Below are 14,479 nucleotides of genomic sequence, written 5' to 3' on the forward strand. Positions count from 1 at the left end.
AAGGGAGAGGCAATGGATCTAAAATGTTTTGATGAGATTTACATTAGCAATCCTATAGTTACTAAAAACAGTATCTCTTCTATATATAAGCTAAAATCTGGGGGAAATATAAAAGAATTCAAACTTGAATTTAGGTACTCAGAGCCAATTAATATTGAAAATATTGAAAAATTGGCAAGAATGATCGTTACTATGCCAGTGATAAATTATGGACTTTTTACAGAGTCCATATTTTTAGATTTTGAAATTGATAAAAATGACTTGAAATATTTATATGATATGCTCGAGATAACAGCTACGGATGTATTTGTAAATAAAATATGCCGCAGAAGAGCTGAATTTATAAAAAAAGAGTATTTACCAAAGCAGGAAGATATTAGAATAGAAAATGCACATAATAGAGCGAAGATATATTGCAATATTTCAGCATCAGAAAGCAATTACAAAGCAGACCCAGACCAGAATAAAGCAGCAGTTTTATCTTCTGGAGGAAAAGAGAGCCTACTAACCTATGGGTTATTAAAAGAGATCGGAGCGGAGGTATACCCATTATTCTTTAACGAGTCTGGTGGGCATTGGAGAACCGCAATAACAGCTTATAGAGAGTTCAGCAATACTGAGATAAATACAAAAAAGGTATGGTCAAACATAGATAGATTTTATCTTTTTATGTTAGATAATATGAAAATAATTCGTAGCGATTATAGATCTATCCGGGCAGATACATATCCTATTCGCTTGTTTATATTTGGGCCCTATATTTTCTCTTTTTTACCACTGCTATTAAAGTATAATATAGGCAACATTTTACTTGGAAGTGAGTATGATGATCCAAGAGTACCAGGAGTATATGAAAATATACCCCATCGCTATGGAATATATGATCAAAGCGAAGAATTTGATGAGTATATGACTGACTATTTTTTTAAAAAAGGTTTTAATATCGTGCAATGGAGTGCAGTGAGGCCTTTATATGGTCTTATAGTGGTAAGAATATTATCTAACAGATATCCTCAATTATTTAAGTTACAGAGATCATGTCATTCTTGTCACATAGAGGATAAGGAGATAATACCCTGTGGCGAATGCACTAAATGTCTTGGAGTATTATCTTTCGTAATTGCAAACGGTAAGGATCCAAGAATAATAAACTATAAAAATGAACATCTTCAAAACTTTGAAAAAAATATCAACAATACAAAATTAAGGCTTGATGATGATGAGAGAGAGCACGTATTTTATATTTTGAACAAGATGGGTTATCACATTAACGGAGCGTCTCATGAACATGTAGAAAAACTGCATTTTGACAATAAAAATTCCAAGTTAAATCACATACCAGAGATATATAGGGATAAATTATTCAAGATATACAAAGAGTATACTAAAGGAGCCGTGTTTTTGGAAAATAACGAGTTCAAAGAGTTTATTTTTTAACTGCAATCAAGATCATACTGGATACTATCATCACTGCACCAATAATGGATATGATTCCAAGAGTTTCATTTAATAATATGTAAGAAAACATCATTGCAAAGATGGGCTCTGAAGTCAAAAATATAGATGCTTCTGCAGATGACAAATATTTTTGGGCATTTGTTTGTATGTATATTGCGATCGCAGTAGCAACTATAGCTGTAAATATAAGTGCAAAAATGAGGTCAAAATTTAGTATAATTTTAAAATTAAATGGTGTTAAAAAAGAGCTTAATATAGCAACTAGAAATATCTGATAAAAAGTTATAGGTATAGGATCTTTAAATTTAACATATTTATCGATCAATACTACTTGGAAAGCATATGAAATTGCAGAAAAAATGGTTAGAATATCCCCAAAGTTCAGACTGTGCGTACTATAATATCCGGTTAATAATATTAGGCCTGCCAGTGCCATTACAATGGCTACTATCACATATATATTGATCTTCTCTTTTAACATAAAAAATGCAAGAATAGGTGCAATAATAACATATAACCCTGTTATAAGCCCAGAATGTGAAGCAGTAGTGTAAAGCAATCCAACAGTCTGGAAATAATATCCAAAAAACAGGGCTATGCCAATTATTAGCCCGAACATCACAGTTTCTTTTGACACCTTTATTATCTTTGATCTAAATATTATAAAAAATATGGCGGATCCAATAATAAATCTTAAACTTAAAAATATATATGGAGAAGTGTAATCTAACGCTATTTTTATGATGGGAAAAGTACTCCCCCATATTATTCCATCTAATATCAAAAGTAAATAAGCACTAATCTTTTTCATTTAAGCGGGCAATATCTACAAAGTTAATTAAATTTTTTGAAAAAATATAGTCTGCTATCTCAATGATTTCTTCAGGGCTGAGAGATTCTACCCTTCTGTCTGCATAGGGAATATCTTTGATATTCAATATATTTTTTATCATTTTTCTTCTCTGCGAAAATAATAGTTTGGTCACTTCGAAAAATGTGTTTTCGTCAGCAGTATTCATAATATGATGCGGAACGATATCTATTATTGCGGAATCTACATTAGGGACAGGTCTAAAACAAGATCGTGAAACATGGTCTAGAATTTTAGTGATACCAAAATAGTATGCGTTAACCGAGAGTCGGGAATAGTTTTCTGTGCCTGGTAATGCCACTAGCCGCAAAGCAAATTCTTTCTGTACGAGCAAGATCGCTTTTTTAAATCGGTATTTAAAAAATTTAAACAGCAATGGTGATGATATTTGGTATGGTATATTAGAAACAATCTTGTCAAAATATGGAAAATCAATTTTCAAAGCATCTCCTTCAATTAATATCAATTTACCAGCTTCGATCTCTGTATTGAATTTATCTCTTAATATGCACGCTAATTTATCAGAGTACTCAACACTAATTACCTGCTTTGCATATTTTAGCAGTTTCTCTGTCAAGTTGCCAGTGCCTGCTCCAATTTCTAAGATTATTTCATTATCTTTTATATCCGCATATTTACAAATGTTTTCCACTATATTTTTATCAATTAAAAATACCTGCCCAAACTTCTTATGTAATCTGATCATTTTGCTACAAATATCTTGTATTTTATATCTCTCTGTTCCAATTCCAGCATAATCCTCTTGGTAATAAGTTTTTCTGGGTGGTGAATGGTTTTTACACGGTTTTCAAGATCACTGAAGGTCTTGAATTTTTCTTTTTCGCGCTCTTCAATTATTGACCACATTGTTTTCTTTCCCAACCCTGGTAACAACTCAAGCATGTGATATCTGGTTGTTATTGGGCCTGCAGTATTGAAAAAATTGATAAATTTTGTTTCTTGAGCTTTTACAATATCTTCAATAACAAACTCTGTTTCTCCCTTAGCAGCATTAGTCAGTTCTTCAAAGGCAATGCGCCTTTTTACATGCTCTATCTTATCTCTTTTTACAAGATCTTTACCTATATACACTCTTTCACCAACTCTTAAGGTAACATTCATTTTTGGAATAAGTTCAAACAGTTTAAACTCATCTTCACCTATAGCCAGCGCTAAAGGAGTTCTTTTAAAAGCGCGTTCTTCAATTCTACCTTGTGGTAAATAATCTAATATAAAAACATAATCTTCCAAAAATGTTCACCCCTTCAACTTTTATATTTTTTCGAAGATCTCTAAAATTTTTTTGATGTCATCTAATGGGACAACAATATTATCTTTTTGGAAGATCGCTCTGATTTCCTCATAGTTTTTTGGTATAATATCGATTAGTTTAGTTGCAAATTTTTCGTCAATAAAATCTAGTTTTAAAAGCTCTTCTCTGAGTTTTTTAACTTTTTTTAACGGAACTTTAGAAAAGTCTTCTGCATACTTTAAAGTATTCTTCTGTAAATTATTTAGTTCATTAGTTTTATTTATTTCTTGCAGAATCTCTTTTACTTCCGGAATAGATACATACCTTTTTTTCATTTAGGCACCTCATGTCTCCTTAGATGCTCAGAATTTGCAATAATAACTTTCTTCTTATTGCCATCAGATACCTCTACTAAGTATGCATTACCTTGTGTGCCTATAACTTTCCCTATTTTTCCGTGAAATCTATGAAACGGCATGCCTTTATGTAAGCTAGAGTCTATATTAATTGCGACTCTGTCATCTACCTCAAAGCTCTGAAAGTATCTTGTTAGAGGTACCATAGTTCCATCTTTTCTGTTCTTTCTAAGCTTCTGTCTCGATTTTGATCTTGGTCCATGTGACATTTTACTCATTGTTCAAATCCTCCAAATCATGTATAGCTATTACATCTAAACTTACTATTTCTACTTTTTGGTTTATAATCTCTGCGAAACTTGGTATGGTTCTGCCATTATCTCCATGAATCAGTTCTTTGATATATAGTCCTGCATCAGTTTCCAGTATAATTGTTAGAGTATTGCCTGTGTATTTTTCCAGTACTACTTTATGCACAGTCCTCTCTCTAACTAAATCTGACCTACGATGCAACACCCTCAATGGAGTTCTCTGATATATAACTTTTCCTTCTAATTCTTTAATATAATTTTCTAATATATTATATGGTAAATTCTTTTCAATTCTAACATTTACCCTATACGTTTTTCTTGATTTTGTGCCTTTGATATCACGAACCTCCTTCCTACTAGATAACTTTAGCTCTTCTACTTCTATTTTCCCCCCTGCATGCTGATTTATTTGATTCTCTAACTCTTGAATATCAATATGCCTCCTCTTCGGTGATTTTAGCTCTAATATAAATGGTCTGCCAGTGCCAAGCATTAATACATCTGCATCTTCCCTTCCCATTCCATGCAAAACATAATCTTCAGCTCCAAAAAAATCCTTTGATATGCTACCAATATAATCTTCTACAGTAAATGAATTTTCAAAATTTTGGTGTGTCTGAAAGATGCCTCTCTGATATTTTTTATACTTTCCTCTAATAAATACTGGATTTGAAAATATCTTGATTGAATCATACATAGTGTCCACCAGAACTACAATGTTCGGATTAAGCAAATCCACCTCTTTATTCAAAATTCTTGAAAGATTCTTTCCTATCTCTCTGTTTAATTCATTGGTTATTTCTTCCCCATTGTTTCCATATTTTTCCTGTATTATTTTCTCTTTTGCAATTATATCTGAATCTACTTTACTGCCTACTAAGAATGTATCAAAATCAAACTCTTTAAGATATTTTAAAGCTAAACTCACATATTTTTCTATATTATTAAATATGCCTGAACACAATGCGCATTTTTCTGGAATAGTTTCTTTATAATCTACATTTTTGGATAGCGCATAATATATCCTGATAGCCTTACCCCTTTCTGCATTAGAAAGACCATGCGATAGCTTTCCATATACTCTGCCAAGACAATTATCGCACAAGTTTAAAAGTTCTTTATCAACTTCTACCATAATGCTATAATTCATTCCCCTATTTTTTAATTTTCTTGATTGAATTTACAAAACCGTAAGCACCAATACTCAAAAACAATAATTCTGATTTTTTTAGATAGAAATCATCATTTGAGCTTTTAACCTGATAAACGCCTAAATAAAAATATAATTTCGAGAGCAAAAAGATCAAAGAATTCTCTTTTAAATTATATTCTATTTTTTCTAATTCTCCTGAAAACCTTGGATCTTCAGTTATGTAGTAGTATACTATATTTAGAATCTGTAGATTTAAGTCCCTATAATCTTTTTCTTTCGAGAGTTGATAAATTTTATCGTACAATTCAATGAAATCATGGATATTATAATTGTAAAGCAAGAATTCCCCATACAAAAGATATGCATTTAAAAGAGACATTGAATACTCTCTGGATTTAAAGCTATTTATATACATATCAAATAGATTGGGGATATCTTCATTTAGGTCATAAAGTATATAATATGCAATTTTTGATTCAAGCTCAGCTAACTTAACACTACTTGTCTCAAATTTTCTCATATTTTGCCAGTTTTGAATTAATATGTCTATTTGTGGATTTTTGCCCACGATCATCTCAATATAAAATAATCTTTCGTTTGCTAAAACCCATCTATAAAATATATCCAGTTTCAATGCTAAATCTCTACTACTTAAAAAATATTTTTTACTCTCATTAAAATTACCTTTTAGCAATGAAAAATTACCAAGTGAATAATTGATCAAAAAAGAAAATTCGCCCATTGCTTCAATATCCATAAGTTTTTTTGAAATATTGATACTAGAAAGATATTTGCGTATATCTCCCTCATATAAATATATTTTTGATAAATTATAGTTTACTGCCAATATTATAGCATAGTTTCCTCCTAAATTGGCATACTTCATAGCTATCTCAAAATATTTTTTAGACTCCGATAAGCTCTTTTTCTCTAAATATATATCAGCAATGTTGTTGTAAGTTTTGGCTATACCACTGTAATAATTTATTTTAAAATATTCTTCTAATGCTTTTAGATAAACGCGCTCTATTTGATCCACAGATTCATTTTTTTCTGCATATATTTTTCCAAGATCTTTATAAGTTTCTGCTATTTCATAATGATCATCAAGACCTTTTAAAATCTCTAAAGCTATAGATATATGTTCCTGCGCATTTTTTAAATCTTTTTTAATAAAATATATATTTGCGATTCCACGGTGTGCAATTACTAATAATTTTGGATCATTACTGTTCTCTAAAACCTGTTTGAAATATTTTAATGCAATTTCTGTGTTACCTAATCTCGTATAAACTGTACCTAAACTTGCATAAGCTACTATTTTATTATTTTCACTAAGTTCTTCTAATGAAGAATTATAGTAATTAATGCTTTCTTCATATCGGTCCATGTTTTTATAGACTTCTGCAAGAGCAAACTTGACATCCGCATTAATATCTCCATTTATCTGCTCTGCCTTTTTAAAGTACTCATATGCAGTTTTGAAATCATAGCTTTTCATCTTATTGAACCCTGCATCTAAGTAATTTCGGTATGCTTTTTCTTTAATACCTGCATTAAAAAAATGGTACGCGATTATGGCTGGATCTTCTTGCTCTAGCTCTAAAATTTCAGCAATTTTTTTGTGCACTACTTTTTTTCTGATATTAGAAATTTTACTATACACATAAAATCGAAAAGATGAAGAAACAAAAAAATATTTTTTATCTTTAAAATTAATAATATTCATATCTACTAGATCTTTTAAAATAATATTTAAAAGATTTTCATCAACATTAGATATGCTTTTTAGTAGTTGTAATTTGAAATTTTCACCAATAATTGCCGCGTTGTTCAATATTAATAGATGCTTTTCATCTAGATTATAATATGTATTTATCATTATTGGATCTGGAGTTTTAAAAAAATCTTCATTAATCTCTATATCGTATGCGATCCAGTTTTTATCTTCATCTATATATTTGTTTGTTTCAAAGGTACTTAATATTTCTAAAACCTTTAACTTGTTACCCTTTGTGATGTTATATATTATCTCGATTATATATTCTGGTATATTATACCTTCCCTCTTTCAAAAATAAAAAAAGTTCTCCTAAAGTAAATTGTTCAATTTTTAGTTTTTTTACATTTGCTTTCAACTCTAAAAGCGATAAGACATTATTAAAGTGCGGATTTGATTCTTCACTAATATAGTAAGATGCTACCACTAAAATATTTTTATTTATGGAAAAGTCTGCTAGATAACTAAACAAATTTAATGAATTTATATCTCCCAATTGAATGTTTTTTATATATAATACAATATTATAAGAATACAAAATTGTACTAAATATTTCTATAAACCTTTCATATATGATTGGATCAACTATCGGGTCATAATTTTCAGGATTTAGTTCTTCAATTTTAAGATCTACATTTAAATACAAATCTTTATTTTTAATAGAATCTAATATCTCTAAAAAGCAATAATATGGTTCTACATTTTTATAACCAACACATTCAGTCTTCAAAAAAATGGTATTGTCATTTTGTTTATCTTTTTGTAAAGCATTAAAAAGATCATCAACATCCATTCCATAATCCACGTATAATAAAACAATTTCCCCTCTACTATTCACAGCATTTTTATATGAGCTCTCTAAGATTTCCAAATCTTTTAATTTTGCAACCATCTTCTAATAAACAATGGTATTTCTAATATTTAATATTTCCTTGAAGCTTTTTATCTAAGTTTTAAATTTAGCTGCATAATCTGAATTTTTAGTATTTAGATCTTAACATATTCATCAATCATATTAATTTAGAAACTGATTGACTATATCTGGTAAAAGGGAAACATTGATAGTAAAAATGTACATATTAAAAAATAATATAAAAGTTACCAGTATTTTTTCTATTTTTCAAATCAATTACCCATATAATTTACCAAATCCGTTTTCAAATTGCCATGCTTTTTCCCATTTTGAGATATTCTAAAAAAGATACTTTTTCATTGTTTTAGCTGGTGATCCTGTTATCTTTCTTCCGTAATTGAAATCATTTAATCCATAGCTGAAATATATTAGCTTATAATCTTTATTTTTACAGAGATTCTATTGAGATGCTCTATGCTGGTATATGTTATCACTGATGGATAATTTGTTGAATAAAGTTTTAGCAGAAATCTAAGTTTATTTGTTTTTCTTATTTTTATCTCTCTGGGTCCTAGACATATCAAAAAACACTTTGAGAAAAGAAAAAATGCAACGAAAGTTATGAATTATTGGCAATAGGTATAGATTATATTTAATAATATACAAAATTAAAATATTACTAAAACTCCAGTAAAAATATTTAATATAGAATGTATTAACCACCAGTAATATGGCGTTCATAGAAGTAAAGAATCTTACTAAAATATTCAAAACTGGCGAGAAAGAAACAGTAGCATTTGAAAATATATCTTTTTCTATGGTTGAAAGAGAGTTTATCTCTATTGTAGGTCCATCAGGATGTGGCAAATCTACAATATTGAGAATATTAATAGGACTAGATAAACAAACTTCCGGCGAGATTCTTTATAAAGATTTACCTTTAACGATAAATAAACCAAAATTTTCGATTGTTTTTCAAACACCTTCACTATTTCCCTGGCTTACAGTGCAAGAGAATATTGAGGTAGTATTAGAAGCAATGGAGATCAAAAAAGAAGAGAGAGCTGAAATTGTTGAAAAATATATTAAAGTAATTGGTTTGGATGGTTTTGAAAATGCATATCCTAAAGAGTTGTCCGGAGGAATGAGACAGAGAGTTGGAATTGCCAGAGCTCTGGCTGTAAATCCAGAATTATTATTATTGGATGAACCTTTTTCAGCATTAGACTCTTTTACAGCAGAAGGGTTAAGAGAGGAAATATTGATGTTATGGTCAGATCCAAGTTTGCCACCGGATGATATTATTCTCGTTACTCACAATATAGATGAAGCAGTGCAGTTGAGCGATAGAGTGATAATATTGAGCCCTAGGCCAGGGCATATCATAGGAGAAATAAAAATAGATTTGCCAAGGCCAAGAAATAACAGATCAGCTGATTTTTACAATTATGTTGATAAAGTTATAACATTGTTATCAAAATAGTTTATTTAAAAATACTTTTTAAAAACTTCAATTTATGCGAAACAACAGAAATATTATAATTAAAAAAATTAAAAAGATAAAAAAGGAAGATTAACTCTTCCATAGATATATATACATTGTATCTCCGCCACCGCCATATATAGCATTCTGTTCGTATTGTACTCCGTGCAGATTTGAAGAATAGAACCAGAATGCGTTTTCTTGCTCAGTGTATGTATAGAATGTAAGGTTCACGCCTAATACCTCTGCCTGATCATAGTATTTAAGTGCTAATGTTGCATTACCTGTAGCCTGTGCATCAGCTATGTACTGGTTCATCAGTGCGTCTTCTTTTGCCTGGTTAGGATGTCCTGCTGCTGCTAAAATCTGCGGATTCCAAGCGTTTGCTGCTCCGTAAGTACCATTTTCCTGATACATTGGAATCATGTAATCTGACGGGAATGGATAGTCTGGAGCCCAACCAAGTATGTATATCGGCATTGGATTCTGTCCTGCTACCATATATCCTATGATCTGAGAAAATTCCATGTAGAGCGCTGTTGCGTGTATGTTTGGATCAATGGATTCCATCGTTGTTATCCAGTCTTGTACTGCTGCAAAATCCACAGGATCTCCTGCATATACGATGATCGGTATGTTTATAGAGGTATTGTACAGTCCAGATTCTATCATATACTGCTTTGCTATAGTTAGATTGTAAACTGGCACTACTGCACCAGCTTGAGTTAACTGTTCCGGAGTCATATATCCAGGCATGCCCTCAGGAATTACACCAGTGTAATGGAAGGCAAAATCTGCTCCGTATTTAGCGTTTCCTACAAGATTTTCAATGTAGTTTGTGTAATTAAACGCATAGGACCATGCTCTTCTAACATCAAGATTTGTAAAGTAATATTGAGGTATTGTATATCCAGATCCAAGGGTTGGTAACATTGTTGTGTTAACATTGAAATTGTATTCGAACCAGAATATGCTCAACGTTGGGAATGGTGTAATGGTTATTTTACCTTGTGATTGCAGTTGTGCCATGATCGGATAGTCGTAGGTAGGCAAACCTTCAATAATGTCGGTCTGGCCAGATTCTGCAATCAATAGTGCGGTTGATGGATCTTTTTCCCATTGTATGTAAATTGTATCATTTGCAGTGTGATTGTAGCCTGGGACCCCAGGAATAGGAGTATAATATGGATTTGGAGCCAATGTTACAGACTGTCCAATTTGGTAACTCTTGATCATATAAGGGCCAGAGCCCATTGTATTGTACCTGAGATAATTGTTATAGTTTGATTCCATTGAGTAGCTGGTATATGCCAAGAACCCTGCAGGAGTAAATGTTATACCTGCTCCATGTGCCACTGCCCAGCTATAATCTATTATACCACCGCCAATTGGATCTGCTATGTAGTCCAAAAATGCAGGATCTGCTTTTAAAAGATGGAAAGTAACGGTCTGAGTCACATTGTTTACTGTAATAGCACTGGTAATATTATCATAAAGCGCGGTACCATTTGTGTACAATCCCGGTGCAAATCCTCCAGCCGGCAATAAATCCTGTGCCAATATCCAACCTGCAGTACCTGGTGAACCCTGTACAAATAGCAAGGTCCTTACGAAACTTGTATACGCATCCCACGCTGTCAATGGATCTCCATTTGCAAATTTCAAGCCGCTTCTAATATGGAACGTATAGCTTAGGTAATTTGCTGAAATTCCGCCGTTAGCAACAGTTGGAACCTGTGTGGCAACTTCTGGGAACATCTGTGACTGGCTTGTTGAAGAACCATTGTACTGAATCAAAGTTTCATATACATTCATTATTTCTTCAAATCCTACCGTTTCATAGTCTATTGCCGGATCGAAAGAGTATGCTCCACCTGGCACTACCTCAGTAACTGTAATCTCACTTGGGTTTGTATGTGGTGCACTGGTTTTCAAGAGCTGAGCGGTCGAATTCACTACTATCGTGCTCATATAGGTAGTGTTCTGGTACTGTCCTCTGGACAGTATTGATGATAATTCTGATACTGGATAATAGGTGTAGTTTATTCCATATGATGTATATGTTTTGGGCACATAGTTTGTGGCATTGAACGTGATGACCCCCAGAGTAACAGTATATATTCCTGCAGTGCTGTATAGATGATTTACAGTTCCAGCCATGAAGTTACCAGATGAGGTATTGAATACAGTATAGTTTGTACTTGTAGAACCATCACCAAAGTTCCATATGTAATATCCAATAGTCCAGTTCGTGGCTGTTGGAGGCTGCAATGTTGATGCGGTCAATGATACTGTACTGCCAGGTGCAAAAATCTGTGTTGACGTAATTATTGATGGCACTGTGATCTCAGATGCAACAGTAGGACTTACTGATGCTGGAGTAACTGATATTTCATTAATGCTTTTCATGTTATCCGCTGTTTTGCCGTTCACAGTTGCTGTCGCAGTAACAAGATACTTACCTGCAGAACTGTATGAATGTGTTACTGTATACTCGTTACCCGACAAGTGTGTGGCAGTGCCTGTGTTTCCATCTCCAAAGTTGAACACCACGCTAGATGGAGTTCCTCCAGAGATAAATGCTGCAAAAGTAATACTTTGTCCGACAGTAGCAGTTGTAGTACTGGTAGAAACTGTCATGGAAGCTGAAGAACTAGTAGGAATAACTTCCAGAACAGCAACAACTAATACGATTACCACTACAACGGCAATCACTGCATATAAAGCTTTTTTATTCATATTTTTCATCTCTCCATTTCTTTCTATTTCTTTCTTTGACTTTTCCATAGTTTTTATACGCTAAGTCAAAGCTTACTAATAATAGAAGATACTCTGGTATATATAATTTTTGGAACAATCGATGGCAGAAATAGAACGTTAGAATTTTCACTGATTTTTTGCAATTAGATACTGCACTGCACAAAAAAAATAAAATCGGGAAAAGAGTATTATGAGCTTTAGGGCGTTAAAAGAGTAGATGGCAAAGTAGATGGCAATGTTGTTGCTAAATATATAGGATACGTTGGCAAAACATCTAATGCTAAAACAGAGCTTACTGATAAGGATTTATATCCATATATAGAAAGTTCTTAAAAATAGGCATAACAGATGATCGATTGAGAAAGATTCTAAATGCGAGTGGCATAAAAGTAGATGTATGGCCTATTGTTAAAATCATAATAGAACACGATAGGAAACTTGGCAAGATCACAATCAAACTAAAATGATACAATTATATTTTTCTCCGAACATTACAGAATGCCCAGTATGTGTTTCCAAACTTAAAGCATATAAAACAGTAAGAAAAATTGTAAGATCTGTAAATCTAGGCACGTTTATAGCAGTAGAAAAGATCAAGCAATGTAAAAATAATCATGAAAGAATGATATTCAGGTCAGAAACTCTGAGATACATAATAGCATCATATTGCAAATATGCAAATGATGTAATGGTAAAATCAGCAAAGATGAGGTTTATAGAAGGTAAAATCTGTTCAGAAATAGCAATTGGTTTGGGGCTTGGGTTTGTGAAAGGCAAGTAGCAAACCTTAGCAATATGGCACTCGACATTTTTACAAGGATACACGAAGAGAATATTGACAAGATAAAAGAATGCGCGATGAGATCATATATTTTATATATAAATAGATGGTGCAGTAGATTCAGAATATTCAATGATTGTAACAGTAAGGGACAAAATTACCGACTTTGTGCTATACGTTAAGAAATGCAATGCAGAATCTTACGAAGAAATAAAGATGGTGTTAAATGAAGTAAAGAATCTGTTTGGAGAGCCTGACGTAAGTGATATGAGATCAAGGATACTGTTAGCAGCGCAAGAGGTATTTTCAGAAGGCCAAAAAGAGTATGTGTTGTATTATCTTCGAGATTTGGGAAAAGAATTGATGTACGATTATCATAAAGAACTAGGGTTAGCAAGAAACAGGCTGAGAATAAAATCAAGAATAAAGTCAATACTAAAATCTATGCCCCAATATAATCAAAGGACATTATATGAGATAGAGCAAGGTTATTGCACAGAGATAGAAAGTTTAGAGTTAATGAGCATAAAGAGAGTCTTAGAGAAATTATTGAAGAGCAATGGAAGCAGTAGCTATGGCTTTCCATTCTCACTGAATAATCTAAATTTCTATTATGCGTGTAAAGAGGCAGAAAATATGCTTGAAAATATTATTTAAAGATTCAAGGGTCAAGTTCAAATCAAATAATTACAGAGCTATTGAATCTGATAAAAATGGTAACGAAAAATGAGCACATAAAAGCGATATCAAATAAGCTTTCAGAAATAAACAGGTTGTTTCAGAAGCTCAGATTTACATTCAAGATTCCAGAAAAGGGTAAACTGTCTGAAGAATTGAGCGAAGATGAATAAATACAGTTAAACTGCGAAATACTGATAAGCGAGATGGAAGTATATTATACATGAAAACATACCAGATTATATTTTTCGGGCAATAAAATTGATCATAGAGAGATATAAAGAACGAAAAAATATATTATTTGCAAATAACAAGAATCATACCATGCCAAGAACAAATAACAGTATAGAACGATTTTTCAGGAAGATGAGAAGGAATGTTAGGAAAAGGTATGGAAACATGGCTACAGGAAAAGCATTGACAGAGAAAGGAACATTACTGCGCAGTATCAAAATATGGGCAATAAAAAGTATATAGATACAGTATTTGGTGGAGGAAGCATTAGTGCCTATTTTGGTAAATATAGAACGCAATTGAGGAAGAGGGGAATATCTAAGAAGAAAATAATAGAGCTAGTAGATATAGGTATAGAAATGTTGCTGAATGGATCCATTTCCAAAAACCCATATACAGAAGAGACAATGAACAAGGCATATTCATATATAAAAGAAAATAAAAATATTATTTAGGATTAATCCTAACGGTTTATTTCTGCCATAGAAAAAAGGAAAAAATTTAATAATG

15 protein-coding genes are annotated in these 14,479 nt (G+C 32.0%); 7 read left to right on the forward strand and 8 right to left on the reverse strand.

What is annotated here, in order from left to right; translation table 11 throughout:
- Positions 1-12 precede the first annotated feature (12 nt).
- Entirely contained in the window at positions 13-1,437 is a 1,425-nt protein-coding gene (locus tag QXQ25_00330; GenBank protein MEM0160156.1) for a hypothetical protein, read from the forward strand.
- On the opposite strand, the gene QXQ25_00335 is transcribed toward QXQ25_00330, so the two are convergent.
- From QXQ25_00335 to QXQ25_00365, 7 genes are read right to left on the reverse strand one after another with little or no spacing between them, the layout of a single operon-like run.
- A complete protein-coding gene (locus tag QXQ25_00335) occupies positions 1,427-2,269 on the reverse strand; it encodes a DMT family transporter (protein ID MEM0160157.1) in 843 nt (280 codons plus the stop codon). The genes QXQ25_00330 and QXQ25_00335 overlap by 11 nt on opposite strands.
- Positions 2,256-3,035, reverse strand: a complete 780-nt coding sequence (rsmA, locus tag QXQ25_00340; protein ID MEM0160158.1) for a 16S rRNA (adenine(1518)-N(6)/adenine(1519)-N(6))-dimethyltransferase RsmA — start codon at positions 3,033-3,035, stop codon at positions 2,256-2,258. The genes QXQ25_00335 and rsmA overlap by 14 nt, the downstream gene beginning before the upstream one ends.
- Positions 3,032-3,580 (reverse strand): DUF655 domain-containing protein, encoded by a 549-nt coding sequence (locus QXQ25_00345; protein ID MEM0160159.1) that lies wholly within the window; start codon positions 3,578-3,580, stop codon positions 3,032-3,034. Before QXQ25_00345 ends, rsmA begins: the two co-directional genes overlap by 4 nt.
- Before the next feature lie 21 nt (positions 3,581-3,601).
- Positions 3,602-3,916, reverse strand: a complete 315-nt coding sequence (locus QXQ25_00350) for an RNA polymerase (protein ID MEM0160160.1) — start codon at positions 3,914-3,916, stop codon at positions 3,602-3,604.
- Positions 3,913-4,215 (reverse strand): 50S ribosomal protein L21e, encoded by a 303-nt coding sequence (locus tag QXQ25_00355; GenBank protein MEM0160161.1) that lies wholly within the window; start codon positions 4,213-4,215, stop codon positions 3,913-3,915. Before QXQ25_00355 ends, QXQ25_00350 begins: the two co-directional genes overlap by 4 nt.
- Positions 4,208-5,383 carry a tRNA pseudouridine(54/55) synthase Pus10 gene (locus QXQ25_00360; GenBank protein MEM0160162.1) on the reverse strand — a complete coding sequence of 392 codons (1,176 nt, stop codon included), beginning with the start codon at positions 5,381-5,383 and terminating at the stop codon, positions 4,208-4,210. Before QXQ25_00360 ends, QXQ25_00355 begins: the two co-directional genes overlap by 8 nt.
- 19 nt (positions 5,384-5,402) lie before the next feature.
- On the reverse strand, positions 5,403-8,072 hold the full coding sequence (locus tag QXQ25_00365; GenBank protein ID MEM0160163.1) for a tetratricopeptide repeat protein: 2,670 nt from the start codon (positions 8,070-8,072) through the stop codon (positions 5,403-5,405).
- A gap of 691 nt (positions 8,073-8,763) precedes the next feature.
- On the opposite strand from QXQ25_00365, the gene QXQ25_00370 reads away from it, so the two are divergent.
- Positions 8,764-9,516 (forward strand): ABC transporter ATP-binding protein, encoded by a 753-nt coding sequence (locus tag QXQ25_00370; protein ID MEM0160164.1) that lies wholly within the window; start codon positions 8,764-8,766, stop codon positions 9,514-9,516.
- Positions 9,517-9,606: 90 nt separating this feature from the next.
- Here QXQ25_00370 and QXQ25_00375 read toward each other — a convergent pair whose 3' ends face one another.
- Complete coding sequence (locus QXQ25_00375) at positions 9,607-12,255, reverse strand: ABC transporter substrate-binding protein (protein ID MEM0160165.1); 2,649 nt, start codon at positions 12,253-12,255, stop codon at positions 9,607-9,609.
- A gap of 484 nt (positions 12,256-12,739) precedes the next feature.
- On the opposite strand from QXQ25_00375, the gene QXQ25_00380 reads away from it, so the two are divergent.
- The 5 genes from QXQ25_00380 (at position 12,740) to QXQ25_00400 (ending at position 14,424) form a co-directional block, all read left to right on the forward strand.
- Entirely contained in the window at positions 12,740-13,057 is a 318-nt protein-coding gene (locus QXQ25_00380; GenBank protein ID MEM0160166.1) for a hypothetical protein, read from the forward strand.
- A 132-nt stretch (positions 13,058-13,189) separates the two neighbouring features.
- Positions 13,190-13,714: a hypothetical protein gene (locus QXQ25_00385; GenBank protein ID MEM0160167.1), complete on the forward strand. Its 525-nt coding sequence runs from the start codon at positions 13,190-13,192 to the stop codon at positions 13,712-13,714.
- A 56-nt stretch (positions 13,715-13,770) separates the two neighbouring features.
- The gene (locus QXQ25_00390) at positions 13,771-13,908 is read left to right on the forward strand and encodes a hypothetical protein (protein ID MEM0160168.1); all 138 of its coding nucleotides are present in this window, start codon (positions 13,771-13,773) and stop codon (positions 13,906-13,908) included.
- Positions 13,909-14,059: 151 nt separating this feature from the next.
- On the forward strand, positions 14,060-14,212 hold the full coding sequence (locus QXQ25_00395) for a hypothetical protein (GenBank protein MEM0160169.1): 153 nt from the start codon (positions 14,060-14,062) through the stop codon (positions 14,210-14,212).
- Positions 14,191-14,424: a hypothetical protein gene (locus tag QXQ25_00400; protein MEM0160170.1), complete on the forward strand. Its 234-nt coding sequence runs from the start codon at positions 14,191-14,193 to the stop codon at positions 14,422-14,424. Before QXQ25_00395 ends, QXQ25_00400 begins: the two co-directional genes overlap by 22 nt.
- Positions 14,425-14,479: the final 55 nt, after the last annotated feature.

It is taken from the genome of Thermoplasmata archaeon, assembly GCA_038729465.1.
Classification (GTDB): domain Archaea; phylum Thermoplasmatota; class Thermoplasmata; order Thermoplasmatales; family ARK-15; genus JAVRLB01.

Bases quoted from the DNA above. Each gene is read 5' to 3' on its own strand.
- QXQ25_00360 (MEM0160162.1), bottom strand. From the start codon at position 5,383: ATGGTAGAAGTTGATAAAGAACTTTTAAACTTGTGCGATAATTGTCTT.
- QXQ25_00380 (MEM0160166.1), top strand. From the start codon at position 12,740: ATGATACAATTATATTTTTCTCCGAACATTACAGAATGCCCAGTATGT.
- QXQ25_00375 (MEM0160165.1), bottom strand. From the start codon at position 12,255: ATGAATAAAAAAGCTTTATATGCAGTGATTGCCGTTGTAGTGGTAATC.
- rsmA (MEM0160158.1), bottom strand. From the start codon at position 3,035: ATGATCAGATTACATAAGAAGTTTGGGCAGGTATTTTTAATTGATAAA.
- QXQ25_00335 (MEM0160157.1), bottom strand. From the start codon at position 2,269: ATGAAAAAGATTAGTGCTTATTTACTTTTGATATTAGATGGAATAATA.
- QXQ25_00350 (MEM0160160.1), bottom strand. From the start codon at position 3,916: ATGAAAAAAAGGTATGTATCTATTCCGGAAGTAAAAGAGATTCTGCAA.
- QXQ25_00330 (MEM0160156.1), top strand. From the start codon at position 13: ATGGATCTAAAATGTTTTGATGAGATTTACATTAGCAATCCTATAGTT.
- QXQ25_00400 (MEM0160170.1), top strand. From the start codon at position 14,191: ATGGGCAATAAAAAGTATATAGATACAGTATTTGGTGGAGGAAGCATT.
- QXQ25_00390 (MEM0160168.1), top strand. From the start codon at position 13,771: ATGGTAACGAAAAATGAGCACATAAAAGCGATATCAAATAAGCTTTCA.
- QXQ25_00365 (MEM0160163.1), bottom strand. From the start codon at position 8,072: ATGGTTGCAAAATTAAAAGATTTGGAAATCTTAGAGAGCTCATATAAA.
- QXQ25_00355 (MEM0160161.1), bottom strand. From the start codon at position 4,215: ATGAGTAAAATGTCACATGGACCAAGATCAAAATCGAGACAGAAGCTT.
- QXQ25_00370 (MEM0160164.1), top strand. From the start codon at position 8,764: ATGGCGTTCATAGAAGTAAAGAATCTTACTAAAATATTCAAAACTGGC.
- QXQ25_00385 (MEM0160167.1), top strand. From the start codon at position 13,190: ATGATTGTAACAGTAAGGGACAAAATTACCGACTTTGTGCTATACGTT.
- QXQ25_00395 (MEM0160169.1), top strand. From the start codon at position 14,060: ATGCCAAGAACAAATAACAGTATAGAACGATTTTTCAGGAAGATGAGA.